General features: G+C 70.9%; 14 protein-coding genes. 5 read left to right on the forward strand and 9 right to left on the reverse strand.

The features are described from left to right. Positions 1-7 precede the first annotated feature (7 nt). The 5 genes from OG373_RS04450 to OG373_RS04470 form a co-directional block, all read right to left on the reverse strand. On the reverse strand, positions 8-1,048 hold the full coding sequence (locus tag OG373_RS04450; protein WP_405435974.1) for an AAA family ATPase: 1,041 nt from the start codon (positions 1,046-1,048) through the stop codon (positions 8-10). A gap of 3 nt (positions 1,049-1,051) precedes the next feature. Further along, entirely contained in the window at positions 1,052-2,260 is a 1,209-nt protein-coding gene (locus OG373_RS04455; protein WP_405435976.1) for an RNA ligase, read from the reverse strand. 57 nt (positions 2,261-2,317) lie between these two features. Continuing rightward, on the reverse strand, positions 2,318-3,004 hold the full coding sequence (locus OG373_RS04460; protein WP_405435978.1) for an epimerase: 687 nt from the start codon (positions 3,002-3,004) through the stop codon (positions 2,318-2,320). A 185-nt stretch (positions 3,005-3,189) separates the two neighbouring features. Then, positions 3,190-3,738 (reverse strand): GNAT family N-acetyltransferase, encoded by a 549-nt coding sequence (locus tag OG373_RS04465; protein WP_405435984.1) that lies wholly within the window; start codon positions 3,736-3,738, stop codon positions 3,190-3,192. Positions 3,739-3,985: 247 nt separating this feature from the next. After that, positions 3,986-4,402, reverse strand: coding sequence for an SMI1/KNR4 family protein (locus OG373_RS04470; RefSeq protein ID WP_405435986.1), 417 nt, complete (start codon positions 4,400-4,402; stop codon positions 3,986-3,988). Between the two features lie 298 nt (positions 4,403-4,700). Between OG373_RS04470 and OG373_RS04475 the strand changes: the two genes are divergently transcribed. Continuing rightward, complete coding sequence (locus OG373_RS04475; protein WP_405435988.1) at positions 4,701-5,042, forward strand: HopJ type III effector protein; 342 nt, start codon at positions 4,701-4,703, stop codon at positions 5,040-5,042. A 137-nt stretch (positions 5,043-5,179) separates the two neighbouring features. Here the strand turns inward: OG373_RS04475 and OG373_RS04480 are convergent, their stop codons facing one another. Further along, complete coding sequence (locus OG373_RS04480) at positions 5,180-7,438, reverse strand: serine/threonine-protein kinase (protein ID WP_405435990.1); 2,259 nt, start codon at positions 7,436-7,438, stop codon at positions 5,180-5,182. 680 nt (positions 7,439-8,118) lie between these two features. Between OG373_RS04480 and OG373_RS04485 the strand changes: the two genes are divergently transcribed. From OG373_RS04485 to OG373_RS04500, 4 genes are all read left to right on the forward strand, one after another. Continuing rightward, positions 8,119-9,339 carry an alpha/beta hydrolase family protein gene (locus OG373_RS04485; protein WP_405435992.1) on the forward strand — a complete coding sequence of 407 codons (1,221 nt, stop codon included), beginning with the start codon at positions 8,119-8,121 and terminating at the stop codon, positions 9,337-9,339. Between the two features lie 431 nt (positions 9,340-9,770). After that, a complete protein-coding gene (locus tag OG373_RS04490; protein ID WP_405435994.1) occupies positions 9,771-11,249 on the forward strand; it encodes a sialidase family protein in 1,479 nt (492 codons plus the stop codon). Between the two features lie 302 nt (positions 11,250-11,551). Beyond that, positions 11,552-11,962, forward strand: a complete 411-nt coding sequence (locus OG373_RS04495; protein WP_405435995.1) for a RidA family protein — start codon at positions 11,552-11,554, stop codon at positions 11,960-11,962. 287 nt (positions 11,963-12,249) lie between these two features. Continuing rightward, on the forward strand, positions 12,250-12,588 hold the full coding sequence (locus tag OG373_RS04500; protein WP_405435997.1) for a hypothetical protein: 339 nt from the start codon (positions 12,250-12,252) through the stop codon (positions 12,586-12,588). Between the two features lie 52 nt (positions 12,589-12,640). Here the strand turns inward: OG373_RS04500 and OG373_RS04505 are convergent, their stop codons facing one another. The 3 genes from OG373_RS04505 to OG373_RS04515 form a co-directional block, all read right to left on the reverse strand. Continuing rightward, positions 12,641-13,441, reverse strand: a complete 801-nt coding sequence (locus OG373_RS04505; RefSeq protein WP_405435998.1) for a hypothetical protein — start codon at positions 13,439-13,441, stop codon at positions 12,641-12,643. Positions 13,442-13,545: 104 nt separating this feature from the next. Further along, positions 13,546-14,607, reverse strand: a complete 1,062-nt coding sequence (locus tag OG373_RS04510; RefSeq protein WP_405436000.1) for a CU044_5270 family protein — start codon at positions 14,605-14,607, stop codon at positions 13,546-13,548. Continuing rightward, a complete protein-coding gene (locus tag OG373_RS04515) occupies positions 14,604-15,164 on the reverse strand; it encodes an RNA polymerase sigma factor (RefSeq protein WP_405436001.1) in 561 nt (186 codons plus the stop codon). The genes OG373_RS04510 and OG373_RS04515 overlap by 4 nt, the downstream gene beginning before the upstream one ends. Between the last annotated feature and the right edge of the window lie 81 nt (positions 15,165-15,245).

A 15,245-nucleotide genomic window follows, 5' to 3' on the forward strand; every position in this document is an offset into this window, starting at 1 on the left:
GGTCCCCTCAGAAGTCGCCGTAGTTGACCTGCCAGGTGGGCAGGCCCATCCGGCGCCAGATCGCCACCACCCGGTCCCGGTCGTCGAGCGATATCCGGACCGCGTACCGGTGGCGCACGTGCGTGTCGAAGAGTTCCGCCTTGACCACGTCGTCGCGGCGTGTGTCGCCCGCCGCGCGCATCCACAGCTCGTCGTACGGCACTTCGTGGCGCCGCAGCCAGGCCTCGGTCTGCGGGCGGTGTTCCTCGCCGCGGCCCGACAGCAGCACGATCACGTCGCCGTCGGCGCGCCGGAAGGCGTCGAGCGCGTGCCGTACCGACTCGTTGAGCAGGTCGCGTTCGCAGCGCGAGAAGTCGTACGGCCCCCGGTCGCCGGTCAGTGCGAGCGTGCCGTCGATGTCGCACATCACCGCCGCCAGCAGCGCCGGGTCGGGCACGTACTGCGTCACGGGCGGCGCTGCCACGCCACTCGCCCCGCCGTTCATCCACTCCGTCGTCAGCCGCCAGCCGCCCTTGCGCGCCTTCTGGTGCTTCTCGGCCAGGACACGGATGATCTCCTCGCCGACCTGACGCTCCCGGGCGGCGTCCCGGCGCAGGCACTCCTCCAGCGGGACATCGGTGAAGTCGTGCACGACGAAGGTCGCGAGACCGCCGACGGCCGCCTTGAGCCGCTTGGGGATGTGCTTGGTCAGGTGGGTGTTGTCGACGACCACGTCGAAACCGCCGTCGACCGCTGCGCGGACCGCCGCGTCCTGGACGGCCAGTACCGTCTGCTCGTGCGCGTAGCTGCGGCCGCGTGCCGGGTCCGGCAGGTCGAGCATGAGGCGCAGGTCGTCGAGGTTGACGCGGCGCATACGGCCTCCGGCCTCGGCCTGCAGGGCGCGCGCGGCCGTGGTCTTGCCGGAGGCGGGCAGTCCCGTCATCACGTGGACGACGGGCAGCGGGGCCTCCTCGGCGGCGGCCACGGCCGCTGCGGCGTCCGCGATGACGTCCGCGATGACGTCGTCGGTCGCGGTGGCGTCCGTACGGTTGGGTGTCTCTTCGGACACGGGTCAGTTCTCCTCGTCGTTCGTGAAGGGGTCGGACGTCTCCGGCCGCACGTTCCGCCATACGGCCAGTTCCGTGGACCGGCCGTCCAGGCGCAGGAACATCGCGGCCCGGACCTCCCGGTCCGGCAGCGCCTTCACCGCGCGGGCGAACGCCCCCCGGTCGGCGGCCAGGTGCACGAGTCCCGCGTACGCCTCGTCGATGGCGCGCTCGCGCAGCGCGGCCTCGGACTCGATCCGGTCGATCACCTCGCGCACCCACGTGTCGAACTCGTCCGGCACCTGGTCGAGCAGCGCGTCGAGCGGCTTGCCGCCCGAGGCCTCGATCTCGGCGACCGTGGAACCGAGGCCCTGGGCGAGCTGCTTGGCGGGCAGGCCGGCGAACCGCTGGATACCGTGGGCGCGCCAGATGTCCCGCTCGGTGACCTTGGTGAGCACCCGGTGGAGACGTACGTACTCCGACAGCTTGGCCTTCGCGCGCACGCCGGAGGCGAACCGCAGCACAAAGCCCTCCGCCTGGGTTCCGGTGGCGGTGGTGCCGCCGGGCAGGGTGTTGGACTCGGCCAGCGCCATCAGCTCGCCGATGGGCATGGCGGGCCACACCGTGACGACGGAGCCGATGCCCTCCCAGTGCGACGCGGCCTCGGCGAGCGGGACCTCCGTGCCGTCCGGGCCGAAGGCGGCGAGGAGGACGAGGTCCCGGCGCTCGCCGTAGTCGACGACGATGCGGTTCTGCGGGTACAGGATCTCCGCGAGGTAGGTGGTGCCGGGGCGCAGGGCCGCGGTGTCCCGGCCGTCGAGCCGGCGCTGGGCCCAGGTCGCCTGGGCGCTGATGAAGGACCCCTTGGACGCGACCCGCCAGCGGCCCGCGTAGTGGAAGACGACGGCGAGGCTGCCGTCGACCTTGTCGTACACCTCGAACGGCTCGTCCGGGAGGGCGGGGGCGTACGGCTGACCCGACTCGTGTTCGCCCACGTTGAAGAACTTGGGCAGCGGCAGCGCGACGATCGCGCCGGTGGTGTCGTCGGCGACGAGTCCGCGGCAGCGGGTGGTGACCTCGTTCCAGACGCGCTCGTACTGGGCCGTCCGTGTGTAGGTGTAGATGGACAGCGGCAGTTCGGGGTGCGACTTGCGGGTCACGTACCCGGCGTCGATCGAGTCCGCCAGCGCCTGTGCGGGCAGCAGGTCATGCAGAGTCAGGGTCTCCTGGCTCATGGGGTCCTCCCGGTTTGAGATGGCTCATTCTCACGCGCGGGAGGGTGTGCCCGGTAGTCAATTATGCCTGGTCGGGGCAGCACCCAGGCGGTTGATGTCGGCGGGACGCAGGATGTGGCCGGGTACCTCGGTGCCGGGGGTGGCGACGGCGATCATGGCGCGGCCGAAGGCCTCGGAGGTGATGACGAGGTTCGGCGCGACCCGCCGCACGAGCGGAACGAGGGGGCCGAGGACCGCGTAGAACATCCGGGAGATACGGGCCTTGGAGGACACCCCGCGCACCGGCTGGACGATGCCGGGGCGGAACATGTAGGCGCGGAAGGGGAGTTCGAGCAGGTCGTTCTCGGTCTTTCCTTTGACACGGGCCCACATGGAACGGCCCCGCTCGGTGCTGTCCGTGCCCTCGCCGGACACGTAGACGAAGGTCATGCCGGGATTGGCGGCGGCCAGGGGCCGGGCGACGGCGAGCGTCAGGTCGTAGGTGACGCGCCGGTACGCCTCCTCCTTCATGCCGACGGAGGACACGCCGAGGCAGAAGAAACAGGCGTCGTACGCGGCCGGATCGACCCCGGCGGAGACCAGGTCGGCCGGATCGTCCTGGACGCACTCGCGCAACTTGGGGTGGCTGACGCCGAGCGGGGTGCGGCCGATGGCGAGGACGCTCTCGACCGAGTCGTCGCGCAGGCACTCGCGCAGGACGCCCCGGCCGAGCATGCCGGTCGCCCCGAAGAGGATGACGTTCACGGAGGCAGCCTAGGCCGTTTCCATCGGATCGGGCCGGTATGGCCCGCGGGGTGCGGTGCCGTGCACACCCTCCGGGGGCGTCGTGTCGATCGGGCGGAGCAGGAGGCGGTGTGCGCCTACCGGGGCAGCCACAAGGCCACAGCCACGGCCCCGGCCCCGGCCCCGGCCGGCGAGCGGCAGTCGCCCTACCGAGAGGGAAGGGACGGATCCGGTATCCAGGGACTCGCTGCGGTGACGGCCCAGCGTTCGTGGTCCCGCCAGCCGCCGTCGATGTAGAGGTACGCGGGCGAAACCCCTTCGTAGTGGAAGCCCAGCCGCCGGACCAGGGCCAGAGACGCCTTGTTCGCCGGCTGGATGTTGGCCTCCAGCCGGTGGAGCCGCAGGTCGGTGAAGGCGTACTGGAGGGTGGCGGCGAGACCTTCGGTCATGTAGCCGTGCCCTGCGGACGGGGCGAAGGCCGCATATCCGAGGGACGCGCCCTGGTACCGGCCCCGGATGATCGAGTTGATGTTGACCATGCCGGCGGCCGCACCCGTCTCCCGGACACGGACGAGAAATCCCAGGTTGGCACCGTCGTCGAAGCGGCGCATCCAGACCCGGAACTCCTCCGCGGTCGTGGGGAGCTGCATCCATGGCTGGTGCAGCTCGACGCTGGCCCGCACGAGCGCGCAGAATTCGTCCTGGTCGGAAAGGGCGAGCGGGCACAGTTCCACCCGTGACAGCATCTTGATCATGGATCAACGTTAGGCCCTGCGAGTCGCGGGCCGCCAGGAGCTGTCCAGTTGATCATGTGGAGGTGGCGTGTGGGTAGGGACGAAGCAACTGCCCACAGGCCGAGGTCATTCGAGACGATTCGCAAGACGTTGGTCCGCCGGACGCGGCAAGCGAGCCTATGAAGCAGGAAGTCTTTCGGCTCCGCCCACCGTACGGCGAACGGAAGGACACGGGGTGTTCCTTATCGCTGGATCGAGGACCGGCCGGTCAGCGATACCAGTCCTCACCGGGTTGCGCGAGCGCCTTTCGAAGGTACTCCTCCATGCTCGATGCCACCCAAGTCCGACTGTCATTCTCGTGGTCCCATACGAAGACATCAGGACGCACCGGCGAAACCGGAAGGGCGAATTGGTCTCCACCACCGTTGTCCCCGAAGAAGAGGAGAGCATCGAACGGCATGTACAGGTCCCTCAAATCCTCCCTCGTCCGGAACTCCTGGTTGGTCCGGGCCATCTGCTCCGCGCCCCAGATGACATCTGTGCCGTCTTCGTCCATCACACCGTTGGATTCGAGAAGCAGTGCTCGCAGGCCGGTTGGCAAGGCTGTTCCCAGCAGGCGTTCCGCATCGAGCAAGTCCTGCTCGGACGCAGGGTCTGTTGCATCGACGTCGTCGTACTGCTCCACGAGTTCACGCCACATTGATCCTCCAAGGATGCATCGTCCGACCTTGCCACGGCACACGACCGAGCCTCCCTGCCGCACAGGACGGGACGGCAACAGGCCTGCTGATCAGCACCGCCCTCGCGGCCGATGGCCCCGACCGAAACCGGCTCTCGGCGGGTCACACAGACACACATCGTGACCTGCGGAGATGCCGCTCATTCCGACATGTGGCCCGGTTCTTGCCGGCTGGCTTCGAGGAAGTATCGTCATCCGGTCACGGACGGCAATCGGACCGTCTGCTCAACCCAGGGAAAGCATCATGACTGATCTGAACTCGCTGCGGGCAAGCCTCGCGTCGGGTGAGCACGAGTTCGCCGCCACCCTGGCCTTCATCACCGCGCATTACGCCTATCAGCCACAGGCGTTCCGTAACGGGGACCTGGAAAATGCCGCAGGTGAGAACGAGGGTTCCTGCAAGACCCTGGGACTGGCCCTGCTGGAAGGGCTGAGCGGCCAGGAGGCGCTGCTGGCATTCGGTGAGCACTATCGCAGCGTGCTGGCGACGCCGAACGACACTGACCACGGCAACATTCGCAACCTCATGGCCCATGGCCTTGCAGGGGTGAGCTTCGCCGGGCAACCGCTGGCCCGCAAGAGCTGAACAGCGCAATCCGGGCGGGCACCGAAGGCCACGTCCACCGCCCGTTCTGAAGGCCTCGCCTCGAGCCGCCTCACTGAGTACGGCCGGTGTGGCCGCCACTCGATCCCGCCGCGTTGTCGACCGGGCACCGCGGTGGTTCAGGAAGGCCGGCCGGCGTCACCGCTCTGAGGGAGAGGTCCTTCCGGACAGGTGACTCCGGTGGGCCACTGTGTCTCCTGGGACCACCGCACTCCTGTCAGGTCCGCGCCGGTCAGATGTGCGCCGGTCAGGTCCGCTCTGGTGAGGTCCGCCAGGCGCAGGTCCGCGCCGCTCAGGTCCGCGCCGTTCAGCTGTGCGCCGGTCAGGTCCGCGCGGTACAGATTCACGCCGGTCAGGTCTGCTTCGCTCATGTTCGCGAGGCGCAGGTCCGCACGGCTCAGGTCCGCGCCGTTCAGGTCTGCGCCGCTCAGTTGTGCGCTGAGCAGGTCCGCGTCGTACAGGTTCGCTCGGCACAGGGTGGCGCCGGTCAGGTCGGCGCTGCTCATCCTCGCGTCGGTCATTCTCGCGTCGGTCAGGTTCGCCCTGGTCAGGTTCGCCTGGCACAGGTCCGTGCCGCTCAGGTCGGCTTCGGTCAGGTTCGCGTCGGCCAGGTTCGCCCGGCACAGGTCCGCGCGGTCCAGGCGCGCTTCGGCCAGGTTCGCGCGGGTCAGTCTCGCTCCGAGAAGGTTCGCTTTCGTCAGGGTCGCACGGGTCAGTTCCACGTCGTGCAGGGTCGCCTCGTACAGGGTCGCGTCGCTCAGGTCCGCTCCGGTCAACGTTGCGCCGGTCAGGTTCGCGCGGTCCAGGTTCGCGTCGTACAGGGTCGCTTCGCTCAGGTCCGCGCCGCTCAGGTCGGCCTTGCGCAGGCTTGCCCTGCTCAGCTTCGCGTGGTGCAGGTACGTGTGGGCCAGGTCCGCTTCGTGCAGGTTCGCTTCGTTCAGGTTCGCCCGGTACATGTACGCGCCGCGCAGGTCAGCACCGGCCAGGTTCGCACAGGTCAGGTCCGCGTCGGGCAGCCTCGCTCCGCCGAGGTGGGCGCCGCTCAGGTCCGCGCAGTACAGGTACGCCTCGTTCAGTTTCGCGCCGGCCAGGTTCGCCTCGCGCAGGATCGCCCGGGGCAGGGCCGTGCAGGTCAGGTGTGCCTCGGCCAGGTTCGCGTCGCTCAGGTCCGCGAAGTGCAGGCACGCGTTGTGCAGGATCGCGCCGGTCAGGCTCGCGCGGGTGAGGTCGGCGTGGGTCAGGCTCACGTCGGTCAGGTCCGCGTCGGCCAGGTCCACGCCACTGAGCTGCGCGCCGTCCAGCGGAAGGCCGCCGAGGTCGGCCCGGTGGAGAGGGCCGCCCGGGAGCTGGGCGAGGTCTTCGACGAGGTGCCGCAGTTCGCGGACCTGCGGCATGCGCCGGTCCCAGATCGGATGCTTGCGGAGCTGGCCGGCCAGCGTGTCCAGGCGCTCCAGGGCGGGCAGGCACCCCGGGGCGGGCGCCTTCGCGGCGCCGGTTCGGGGTGCCGCCGCGAACAGGCCGCGGTCACAGTCGCGGGTCCACGCCCGCCACGCGTCGGTGACCCGGTCGGCCGCGGCGGTGGCGTCGTTCGGCCGACGGGCCGGGTCGGGGTCGAGCAAGGCCAGGACCAGGGCGTCCACCTCACCGGGCAGCCCGGCCCGGAGCGTGGAGGGCGGCGGCGGCAGCACCCGCCGGTCGGCGGCGCCGTGGGCGGGCAGCGCGCCGGTGAGCAGCCGGTGGAGCACGCAGCCGAGCGCGTACAGGTCCGCCCGCCCGTCCACAGCGGCGGGCGCGGTGGTGGTGGTCGTGTCGATGGTGGGCGCGGCGGCGGGCGCGGTCAGCTGCTCAGGCGCCATGTACGCCTGCACGCCGGTCGCGCCGCCCTCCGGGACCGGCCGCAGCCGACGCCCGGCGTCGTGCACCGCCCAGGCGATCCCGGTGTCCAGCAGCTTCACCGCGCCGCCGTCGGCGAGCATCACGTTCGTCGGCCTGATACCGCGATGGACCAGGCCGGCCGCGTGCGTGACCTCGAGCGCCTGGCACACCTGCCACGCCCAGCCCAGCACCCAGGCCACCTCGGCCGGGCCCCCGGCGGCGGCGTGTGCCAGCGTATGACCGTCGACCAGCTCCGTCACCACGTACACCGTGCCGTCCGCTGCCTGGCCGTAGTCCCACAGCTCCGCCACCCGCCGGTCCCGCAACCGCCCCAGCGCCCGCGCCTCGGCGGCCAGCCGCTCGTACGCCTGCGGCTCGCCGTACGCGGGCGGCAGCACCCTGACCGCCACCGGGCGGCCGATCCGCTCGTCCACGCCGCGCCACACCACCCCCCTCGCGCCCCGGCCCAGCTCCTCGGCCAGGCGGTACCGTCCAGCCAGCACCACGTCTCTCATCACAACCCTCACGCCCCACCCGAACCGACCAGTGGATCTTCCCTCGAAGTGCCACACCGGCCCACCGGATATCCGAACTGGTGACCGTACCCCGCCGTTTGACTCGTCGTGCTTTTCGTGTGGAGGTGCAAGCCATACGGGAAGCACGGCGGTGGCTCGCCGAGTGCGGCATCGTCGAGGCCGGTGACGAGTGGCGGTGACGAGTGGCGGTGACGAGTGGGCGACGTCCGGGCCGGCGAGGTGTTCACCGAAAAGGGCCTGGACATGGCGGGGCAAGTACGGCTGGCCTTCGGGCTGCTGGATCTTCTCGACGACCACTGGGTGACGTGCGGGATCCGGTGCGCGGATCGTGGTGCGCGGGGCCCCTGCCTGCCGGGCCGACCCTGTCGTCATTCGCCGACGGCAGCCCGAACCGGCCTCGTACGACGTTGAGCACGTGAGCCACGCGGTCTCCTCGCCGCGGAGCCCGACGCCGCCCCATGTGGACCCACGCGAGCCCGAGGTGATCGGGACAGCCTCGTAACCGGATGACACCGCTGACCACATCGGCCCCAGGTTGTAGACCTGTGGGCCGATGCTGCGCGGGAGGGGCACGTGACAGCGTTCCCCTGTGCCCACGGACTGGCCGTCGCGGCACGGTTGACGATCCGTCACCACGGGAGGAACCCATGACCACTACGCCGTTCATCAGCCGGAAGGGCATGACGCGCCGCCGCATGCTGGGAACCGCGCTGGCCGCCGGGGCCGCGGTGCCTCTTGCCACCGTCGCCGGCCCCGCGTGGGCGGACTCGGCCTCGGTCGCCCCCGCCTCGACGCGGCTCACGCTGCCTGTGCCGACCGGGCCTCACCCGGTGGGCACGGTCCAGCTGCACCTCGTCGACCGGTCACGTCCGGACGACATCGCGGGCCCCGGGCACTTCCGCGAACTGATGGCCACCGTCTGGTACCCGGCCCGGGATGTCGAGCGGTACCCGGTGGCGCCCTGGATGCCGGCCGGCGCGTTTCAGGCGTTCCTCGCCGACGCGGGGTTGAGCGCTCTGGCCTCCCTGGGGCCGCTGACGGCCGGCCACGTGGGCGCTCCGGTGCGACGGTCGGGCCGACGGCTGCCCGTCGTCGTGTTCTCGCACGGCGCGCACAGTCACCAGGGCGACCACACCGTCATGGTCCAGGAGCTCGCCAGCCACGGATACGCGGCTGTGACGGTGGCCCACCAGTACGACACGTACACCGAGTTCCCCGACGGTCGGGTCGCCGTCCCGCTCCGCGACACGCAGGCGCCGACAATGCCCGGGGACTTCGCCGCCGACCTGCGCTTCGTCCTCGACTGCGTCGAGCAGCTCGCCGCCGGGTGCAATCCGGACGTCGCCCGGAGGAAGCTGCCGGCCGGACTGCTCGGCTCTCTCGACCCGCAGCGCATGGGCGCGTTCGGCTGGTCGAAGGGCGCCACCGCCACCGCCTGCGCCGCACTCGCGGACGAGCGCATCCGGGCCGGGCTGAGCCTCGACGGCCCGATGCAGATGAACCCGCCCCTGACCGGCGACCTGGACCGGCCGTTCATGATGATGTCCGCCGCATTCACCCGGGCAACCGACCCCGCGGCCGCCGCATTCTGGTCGCTCCTACGGGGCTGGCGGCTGAACATCCAGGCCCAGGGCGCCGCCCACGTCTCGTACGGCGACAACGAGGCCCTGTTCCCACAGGTGGCGAAGCTGCTCGGATGGAGCGGGCAGCAGCTCCAGGACGTGATCGGCACCCTCGATCCCGATCAGGCGGTGCGGATCCAGCAGGCGTACCCCCTCGCCTTCTTCGACGAGCACCTGCGCCACCGTCGGGAACACCTGCTCGACGGGCCGTCCCCAGCCTTCCCGGCAGTGACGTTCCTCCCCTGAGTGCCCGGGACCGCAGCACGAAGACCGGCCACCTGGCCACCCGGTGCGCCGGACAGCGGGGTGGCCGGGAAGGGTGGTGCCGCGGCCGCCCGCGATGTGCAGCAGGCGGTCGCGCTCCGGCTCGTCCACCGCCGGAACTCCTTGTCTCGCTGCTCGCGGCCTCGGGATGCGTCGCGCTCCCGGAGGACCGCAAGCACCCGTCCGGCAGCCCCGAAACCGGCCGGCACCCGATCCCGCCGAGACCGGGTCCCGCTCTTCCCGATCCGCCCGGACGATCCGCCCGTTCGGCCCATCAAGAGCGCCACCCACCACGCCGAAAAGGATCAAGCGGAGTCGCCCACCCCCCGTATTCCGTACCCCTCCGCGCCCCAGGCCGCCCCTACGACGGCGGTCCCGCACCCGGCCGCCCAGGCCCTCGGAGGAGATCCCACATGCGCGCCCTCCTGCCCCCGACCGCTGTCGCCACCGCCGCGCTCCTGCTGGCCACGGTCACCGGCGCGACTCCCGCGGCGGCGGACCGGAACCCCGTCCCCGACGGTGCGCCGCTGATCAGGGTGTCCCACGGCGACCCGTACGCGGACTGCACCATCGGTGCGAGGTCCCCCGACAGCGTCGTCTACCCGGGCACCGAGGTCGAGCCGTACCTGTCCGTCGATCCGCGCGACCCCAAGCGCGTGGTCACCGTGTTCCAGCAGGACCGCTGGAACGACGGGGCCGCCCGTGGCCTGGTGGCCAGCTGGACCACGGACGGCCGCACCTTCCACCGGAGCACGCTGCCGTTCAGCCTGTGCGCACCGGGCGGCGCGGACTTCGAACGGGCCTCCGACCCCTGGGTGAGCACCGGACCGGACGGCACCGTCTACGCCGGCGGGGAGGGCGTGGACTTCACGAGGAGCACGCGCAGTGCCCTCCTGGCCGCCACCTCCCGCGACGGCGGCCGCACCTGGCAGAACCTCACCACCACGCACGTCGACGAGGAGCCGTTCTTCAACGACAAGCCCTCCCTCACCGCCGACCCGAACCGCAAGGGCACCGCCTACCAGGTCTGGGACCGCCTCGACAACGACCCACCCGGCCCCGGTTCGCTCGACGGTCCGGGCTACATCTCCCTGACCCGCGACGGCGGCCGCACCTGGAGCAGGGCCCGGCCGTTCGTCGACACCAGCGCCGTGCCCAACACGCAGACCATCGGCCACGTGATCGTCGTCGACCGCCGCACCGGCACCCTGTACGACTTCTTCGACCGGATCACCTACTCCGGCGACCTGAGCACCGTCACCGAGGCCCACTACGCGGTGGTCACCTCGACCGATGCCGGAGAGACCTGGAGTGCCCCGATCACCGTGGCCCGGGACACCTCCGTACCGGAGGTCGATCCGAACGACCCCACCAAGACGCTGCGCGCCGGGGCCACTCTGCCCAGCCCGGCCGTCGACCCGAAGACCGGCACGCTGTACATGGCCTACGAGGGCTCGGACTTCTCCGGCGGAAGCTTCGACTCCGTCCAGCTCGTGCGCTCCACCGACGGCGGACGTACCTGGGGGACCCCCGAGCTGATCAGCCCGCAGGGCGTGCCGGCCTTCTCCCCGTCGATCGCGGTGGACGAACGGGGCACAGTCGCACTCACCTACTACGACCTGCGCTTCCTCGAGCCCGGCGACACCACCACCCTGCCCACCGCCTACCAGTTGGCCACGCTGCCGCACGGAGACGTGAGGCGCCGCTCCGAACGACGGATCTCGCGGGTCTTCGACTGGCTGCAGGCACCGTTCGCCGGGGGCTACTTCCTCGGCGACTACCAAGGCCTGGTGGCGGACGGCAAGGGAGTACGGGCGGTACTGACCGAGACCCACTCCGACGCACCACAGAACCGTACGGACGTCTACACCACCAGTCTCCATATCCCGTGACCGCTCCCGGCCGAGCCGGTCCAGTGGACGGTGCAAGCGTGGTGGGTTCGTAGGTCAGATCTGGACGACGGTCCTCGGCCGGACCTCGCCGACCGCCGGCCCGTGCGGGCCACGGCAGCGCAATGGACGCGGTCCTTCCCGCCGGCTGGTGCCGTGGACGGGCCCGCGCCGTCGCTCGTCGAGGACTGGCCGCCGGTCGGCCGCGGGACTCAGCTTGTTCTTTATCCTCAGGTTGCTGCGGAGTGCTTGCCGGTGGGGAAATTGCGGTGCGTGCCGGCACCACGCTGGGCAGACTCGCGGACATGACTGAGAAGATCACCCGCATCAACCCCGAGCAGCTGCATGAGACGCCCGGCTACCACCACATCACGGTGGTAGAGGCAGGGCGTACGGCCTACCTGGCGGGACAGTGCCCGCTTGATCGGAACGGTGACCTCATCGGTGCCGGTTCCCTCGAGACGCAGGTCGACCAGGTGGTCGCCAACGCGCTTACTGCGCTGGCCGCGGCGAGTGCCCAGCCGCAACACGTAGTGCGGTCAGTGATCTACGTGCGGAGCGACGAGAGGGACATTCTCGGAGCCGCATGGCGTCGGCTCACCGAGTCTGCCCTGGGGCCGGCGTTCACCACCGCCAGCACGCTCTTGGGCGTTGCCCAGCTGGGCTTTGCCGGACAGCTCGTAGAGGTGGATCTCACCGTGGCGCTGCCTGACTGACTTCGAACGGCGTATCGAACCGGGTGGCCCAGCTGGGCATTCGCCGGACGCTGGGGCGGCCTTCGTCTGACCATGTGCTCCGACCAAGGTGCGCACGTGGCCACGACGAAGGCCGTGAGGGTGAGTCTGCTGCCTGATGCTGCTGTACGGGAAGCGTTCGCGGAAGCATGACGACGGTTGGGTGCCCGCCGTCGCGGCGCGGTGCGGCGCCGGAGGCCGGCTCCGGTGCCGGGGCGGCCGCGGGCCGGGCGAGGGCGGAGGCGGGTGCTGGGAGCTGCGGGGCGGCGGTGCTCGGGGCGGCGGCCACTGTCTTCGTCTTCGTCCTGTACTGGACTGTCTCCGTCTCGGTGGCGGACGGGTGCGTCGCCGTGCGCCGGGGCATCACGATCCGGCGGCTACCGCTGGCCGACCTCGACAGCGTCGACGTGGAGGACATGGGGCGCCACGGGTACGTGATCCGCTGTCGTCAGGCCGGCGAACCCGAGCTCAAGCTCCCGCTCACCGCAATGCGGCCAGATGACCAAAGGCTGGTGATCGAGGCTGTCCGCGCTGCGGTCCGGCCGGGCGTGCCGGTTGCCATCGATGTCGGACCGGCTGCCGGGCCGTCAGCCGCTGCGCCCGAATGAACCTGGCACAGCGCACTCATCGGGCCCGCGCAACCGATGGCGGCACGTCGGGTCACTCGTTGTCGCGGTAGTTCATGAACCAGTGGGTGTCGAAGTAGTGGGCCATCGTGAACGGATGGTGCGGGTCGAGGAGGATGCGGCAGATGAACTCCGCGGCCGAGCAGTCGAAGGGGGCCACGTCGTCGTCGAAGGTCCGGATGGCGACGGACCAGCTGTCCGGGTCGGTGCTGTCGTCGGTCCGCCAGCAGTACAGGTTCTCGTGCTCGGTGCTTGCCCAGATGAGCAGGCCGTCCTCGCGGAGGTGGGTCCACGGCTCCTGGTTGAGAGTGAGGTATCCGTCGAAGGCGCCTTCCCCGAATGTCTCCACCATGCGTTTGTAGTCGCCGGGAAGGCGCGTGCCCACCTCTGCCTCGATCTGGGCCCAGTCGACGTCCGGCCGCTGCGGGGGCGAGGCCCAGGCGGTGATGGCTACGAGCCGCTCGACCCAGTCCTCGTCCCGGCCGGTCCCCCCTGCAGCCGGCACCTGTACCCGCCGCGGCACGGCCGCCAGCACCGGCCGGACGACCCCTTGCTCGTCCCGAGCGGTGCCGGCGCCGATCCACTCACCTCCGTACGCCCATGCCCGAATCGTCTCGCCCCGGCCTTCGAGGACAGCGAGAAGAGCCGCGCCACGGGACTCGTCCACGGTCGGGTCCGTGAAGCCGTCCAGGACCAGGGTCCGTGGTGCCCCGTAACGGTCGGCCAGCCTGTCCACGAGCATGTGCGGGTCGGTGTCCAGTGACAGGTGCAGAACACCACCCGGGGCGTCGATCCGGTCCAGCAGCTCGTTGAGCATCGGTTGCGTGAGGTCCATGACGGACAGGAAAGCGCACTCCTCTGACAAGCGTGCTCGGTCCAACCTCAGTGACACGCCGCGGGCCACGCCCTCCGGGTGCCGACGCTACGTTGCGGACACCCTTAGGGAGCCGGTGTGCTCGGATCGGGCAGCGCGCTCCCCTTCGGCGGTCGTTCCTGGTACGGGGGGATGCTCTGCTGGGGGCCGGCCGACAGGATGGTCGAGCGCTTGGCGATCTTCCCGTCGTACTTCCCGCCGCGGTAGCGGACGGTCGTCTCCAGCGGTCCGCCCGTCCCGGGGTCGATGATCATGCGGATGCGTGAGGTGCGGGTGTCCACTTCCACGGCGGTCCCGGCGCGGCCCGTGCTGTCCTGGACCGGCCCGACCAGCCGGAGCCCCGGCATGTCCGCGAGGACCTCGTACACGGCCGCACGCTGACGTGGTTCGAGGGGCGCGAGCACGAGCAGGTGGTTCAGGGTGCCCATGTAGGCCGCGAACGTATCGGCCTCGCTGTCCGACCCGGGACCTCCGGGCAAGAAGTCCTCCAGGACCACCTTGAGTGCCTCGGCGTCGGAGGGAAGCCGCTTCACCTCCTCCCAGCTGAGGCCCTCTCTGTGGGCGCCCTTGACGGGCGTGATCCAATGCGGCGTGAACCCGATGGTCTTGACGATCTCCCCGTCGGCTCCCTTCTGGGAGAACACGGCGTCGGACGACACCCACATACTCGAGTCGTTGACCAACGGCGTCTCGAAATATTCGAGATGCGTGGAGTGGGGATCGCCCCAGTAGGCGTCCAGCATGTGGGCCTTCCAGTACGGCGCGTCCGTGGCCGTGTCCGCAGCCTCCGTCGCGGCGACCCGGCGCAGGAAGTCGGCGGCGCTGGCGGTCGCCGCGGGCGGCGACCCCCGCAGGCCGCTGACCGGGTAGACGCTCACGCCCGCCGCGATCGCGGCGATCGCCACGGCCGACACCAGAAGCCTGCGGGTGCGCCGCCCGGGGCGTCGCGGCCGCAGCGGCACGGTCCCGGGCGCGGTTTCACGCTCCGCCGACTCGGCGGAGCGTACGGCCGACAGAGCGGCCGCTACGACCGCGGGGCCGGGCGCGGCGACCACGCCGGCCGCGCGCAGCCGGTCGGCGCCGGGGAAGTCCAAGAGGTCCAGGGGGTCTGTCGTGCGGTCCGTCATGTCATCTCTCCAGAAAGACTCAAGGAGTTGGGGGTACCGAGAGCGGTCCGCAGGCGACCGCGGGCGCGGTGGAGCCGCGAGCGGGCCGTTCCGGCCGGGATGCCGACCACGTCCGCCGCCTCGGTGGGGGTGAGCTGCTCCCAGGCGACGAGCAGCAGCAGCTCGCGTTCCACCGCCGGCAGGCCGGCGATCGTTTCGCGCAGCAGTGGCGCGCAGGCCGCGGCGTCCAGGCGCTGGTCCACGGCCTGCCAGGGGTCGCTGCCCGGTTCCGGCGGATGCGGATCGGACCGGTCCTGGCCGAGCCGCCTCCAGTGACCCGCAAGGACGTTCCGGGCCACGCCGAACAGCCAGGCCCTGGCCGTGCCCCGGGCCGCGTCGAAGCCGGCGCGCCCGGCGAAGGCCTGCAGCCACACTTCCGCCAGCAGGTCGTCCGCCGCGTTCGGCGCTCTTCGCGCCAGATAGCCGTGCAGGTGCGGCGACAGCCCCACGACCAGCGCCTCGAAGGCGTCGGTCTCCCGGGCCGACCTGGTCAGCAGTTCGTCTTCGTCCGCGTTCACACGCGTTCCCCTCCCCGGCCACCTGTCGTAGCGGCCTCACCCCGTACTTGTCGCCTTCCCACGAGAGCGTTCGCGCCTCCC

Source organism: Streptomyces avidinii (genome assembly GCF_045161815.1).
GTDB classification, from domain to species: domain Bacteria; phylum Actinomycetota; class Actinomycetes; order Streptomycetales; family Streptomycetaceae; genus Streptomyces; species Streptomyces avidinii.

What these genes read in the sequence shown, in the direction of transcription:
- OG373_RS04510 (WP_405436000.1), bottom strand. Translation starts at nt 14,607, where the DNA reads ATGACGGACCGCACGACAGACCCCCTGGACCTCTTGGACTTCCCCGGC.
- OG373_RS04495 (WP_405435995.1), top strand. Translation starts at nt 11,552, where the DNA reads ATGACTGAGAAGATCACCCGCATCAACCCCGAGCAGCTGCATGAGACG.
- OG373_RS04465 (WP_405435984.1), bottom strand. Translation starts at nt 3,738, where the DNA reads ATGATCAAGATGCTGTCACGGGTGGAACTGTGCCCGCTCGCCCTTTCC.
- OG373_RS04485 (WP_405435992.1), top strand. Translation starts at nt 8,119, where the DNA reads ATGACCACTACGCCGTTCATCAGCCGGAAGGGCATGACGCGCCGCCGC.
- OG373_RS04505 (WP_405435998.1), bottom strand. Translation starts at nt 13,441, where the DNA reads ATGGACCTCACGCAACCGATGCTCAACGAGCTGCTGGACCGGATCGAC.
- OG373_RS04455 (WP_405435976.1), bottom strand. Translation starts at nt 2,260, where the DNA reads ATGAGCCAGGAGACCCTGACTCTGCATGACCTGCTGCCCGCACAGGCG.
- OG373_RS04490 (WP_405435994.1), top strand. Translation starts at nt 9,771, where the DNA reads ATGCGCGCCCTCCTGCCCCCGACCGCTGTCGCCACCGCCGCGCTCCTG.
- OG373_RS04475 (WP_405435988.1), top strand. Translation starts at nt 4,701, where the DNA reads ATGACTGATCTGAACTCGCTGCGGGCAAGCCTCGCGTCGGGTGAGCAC.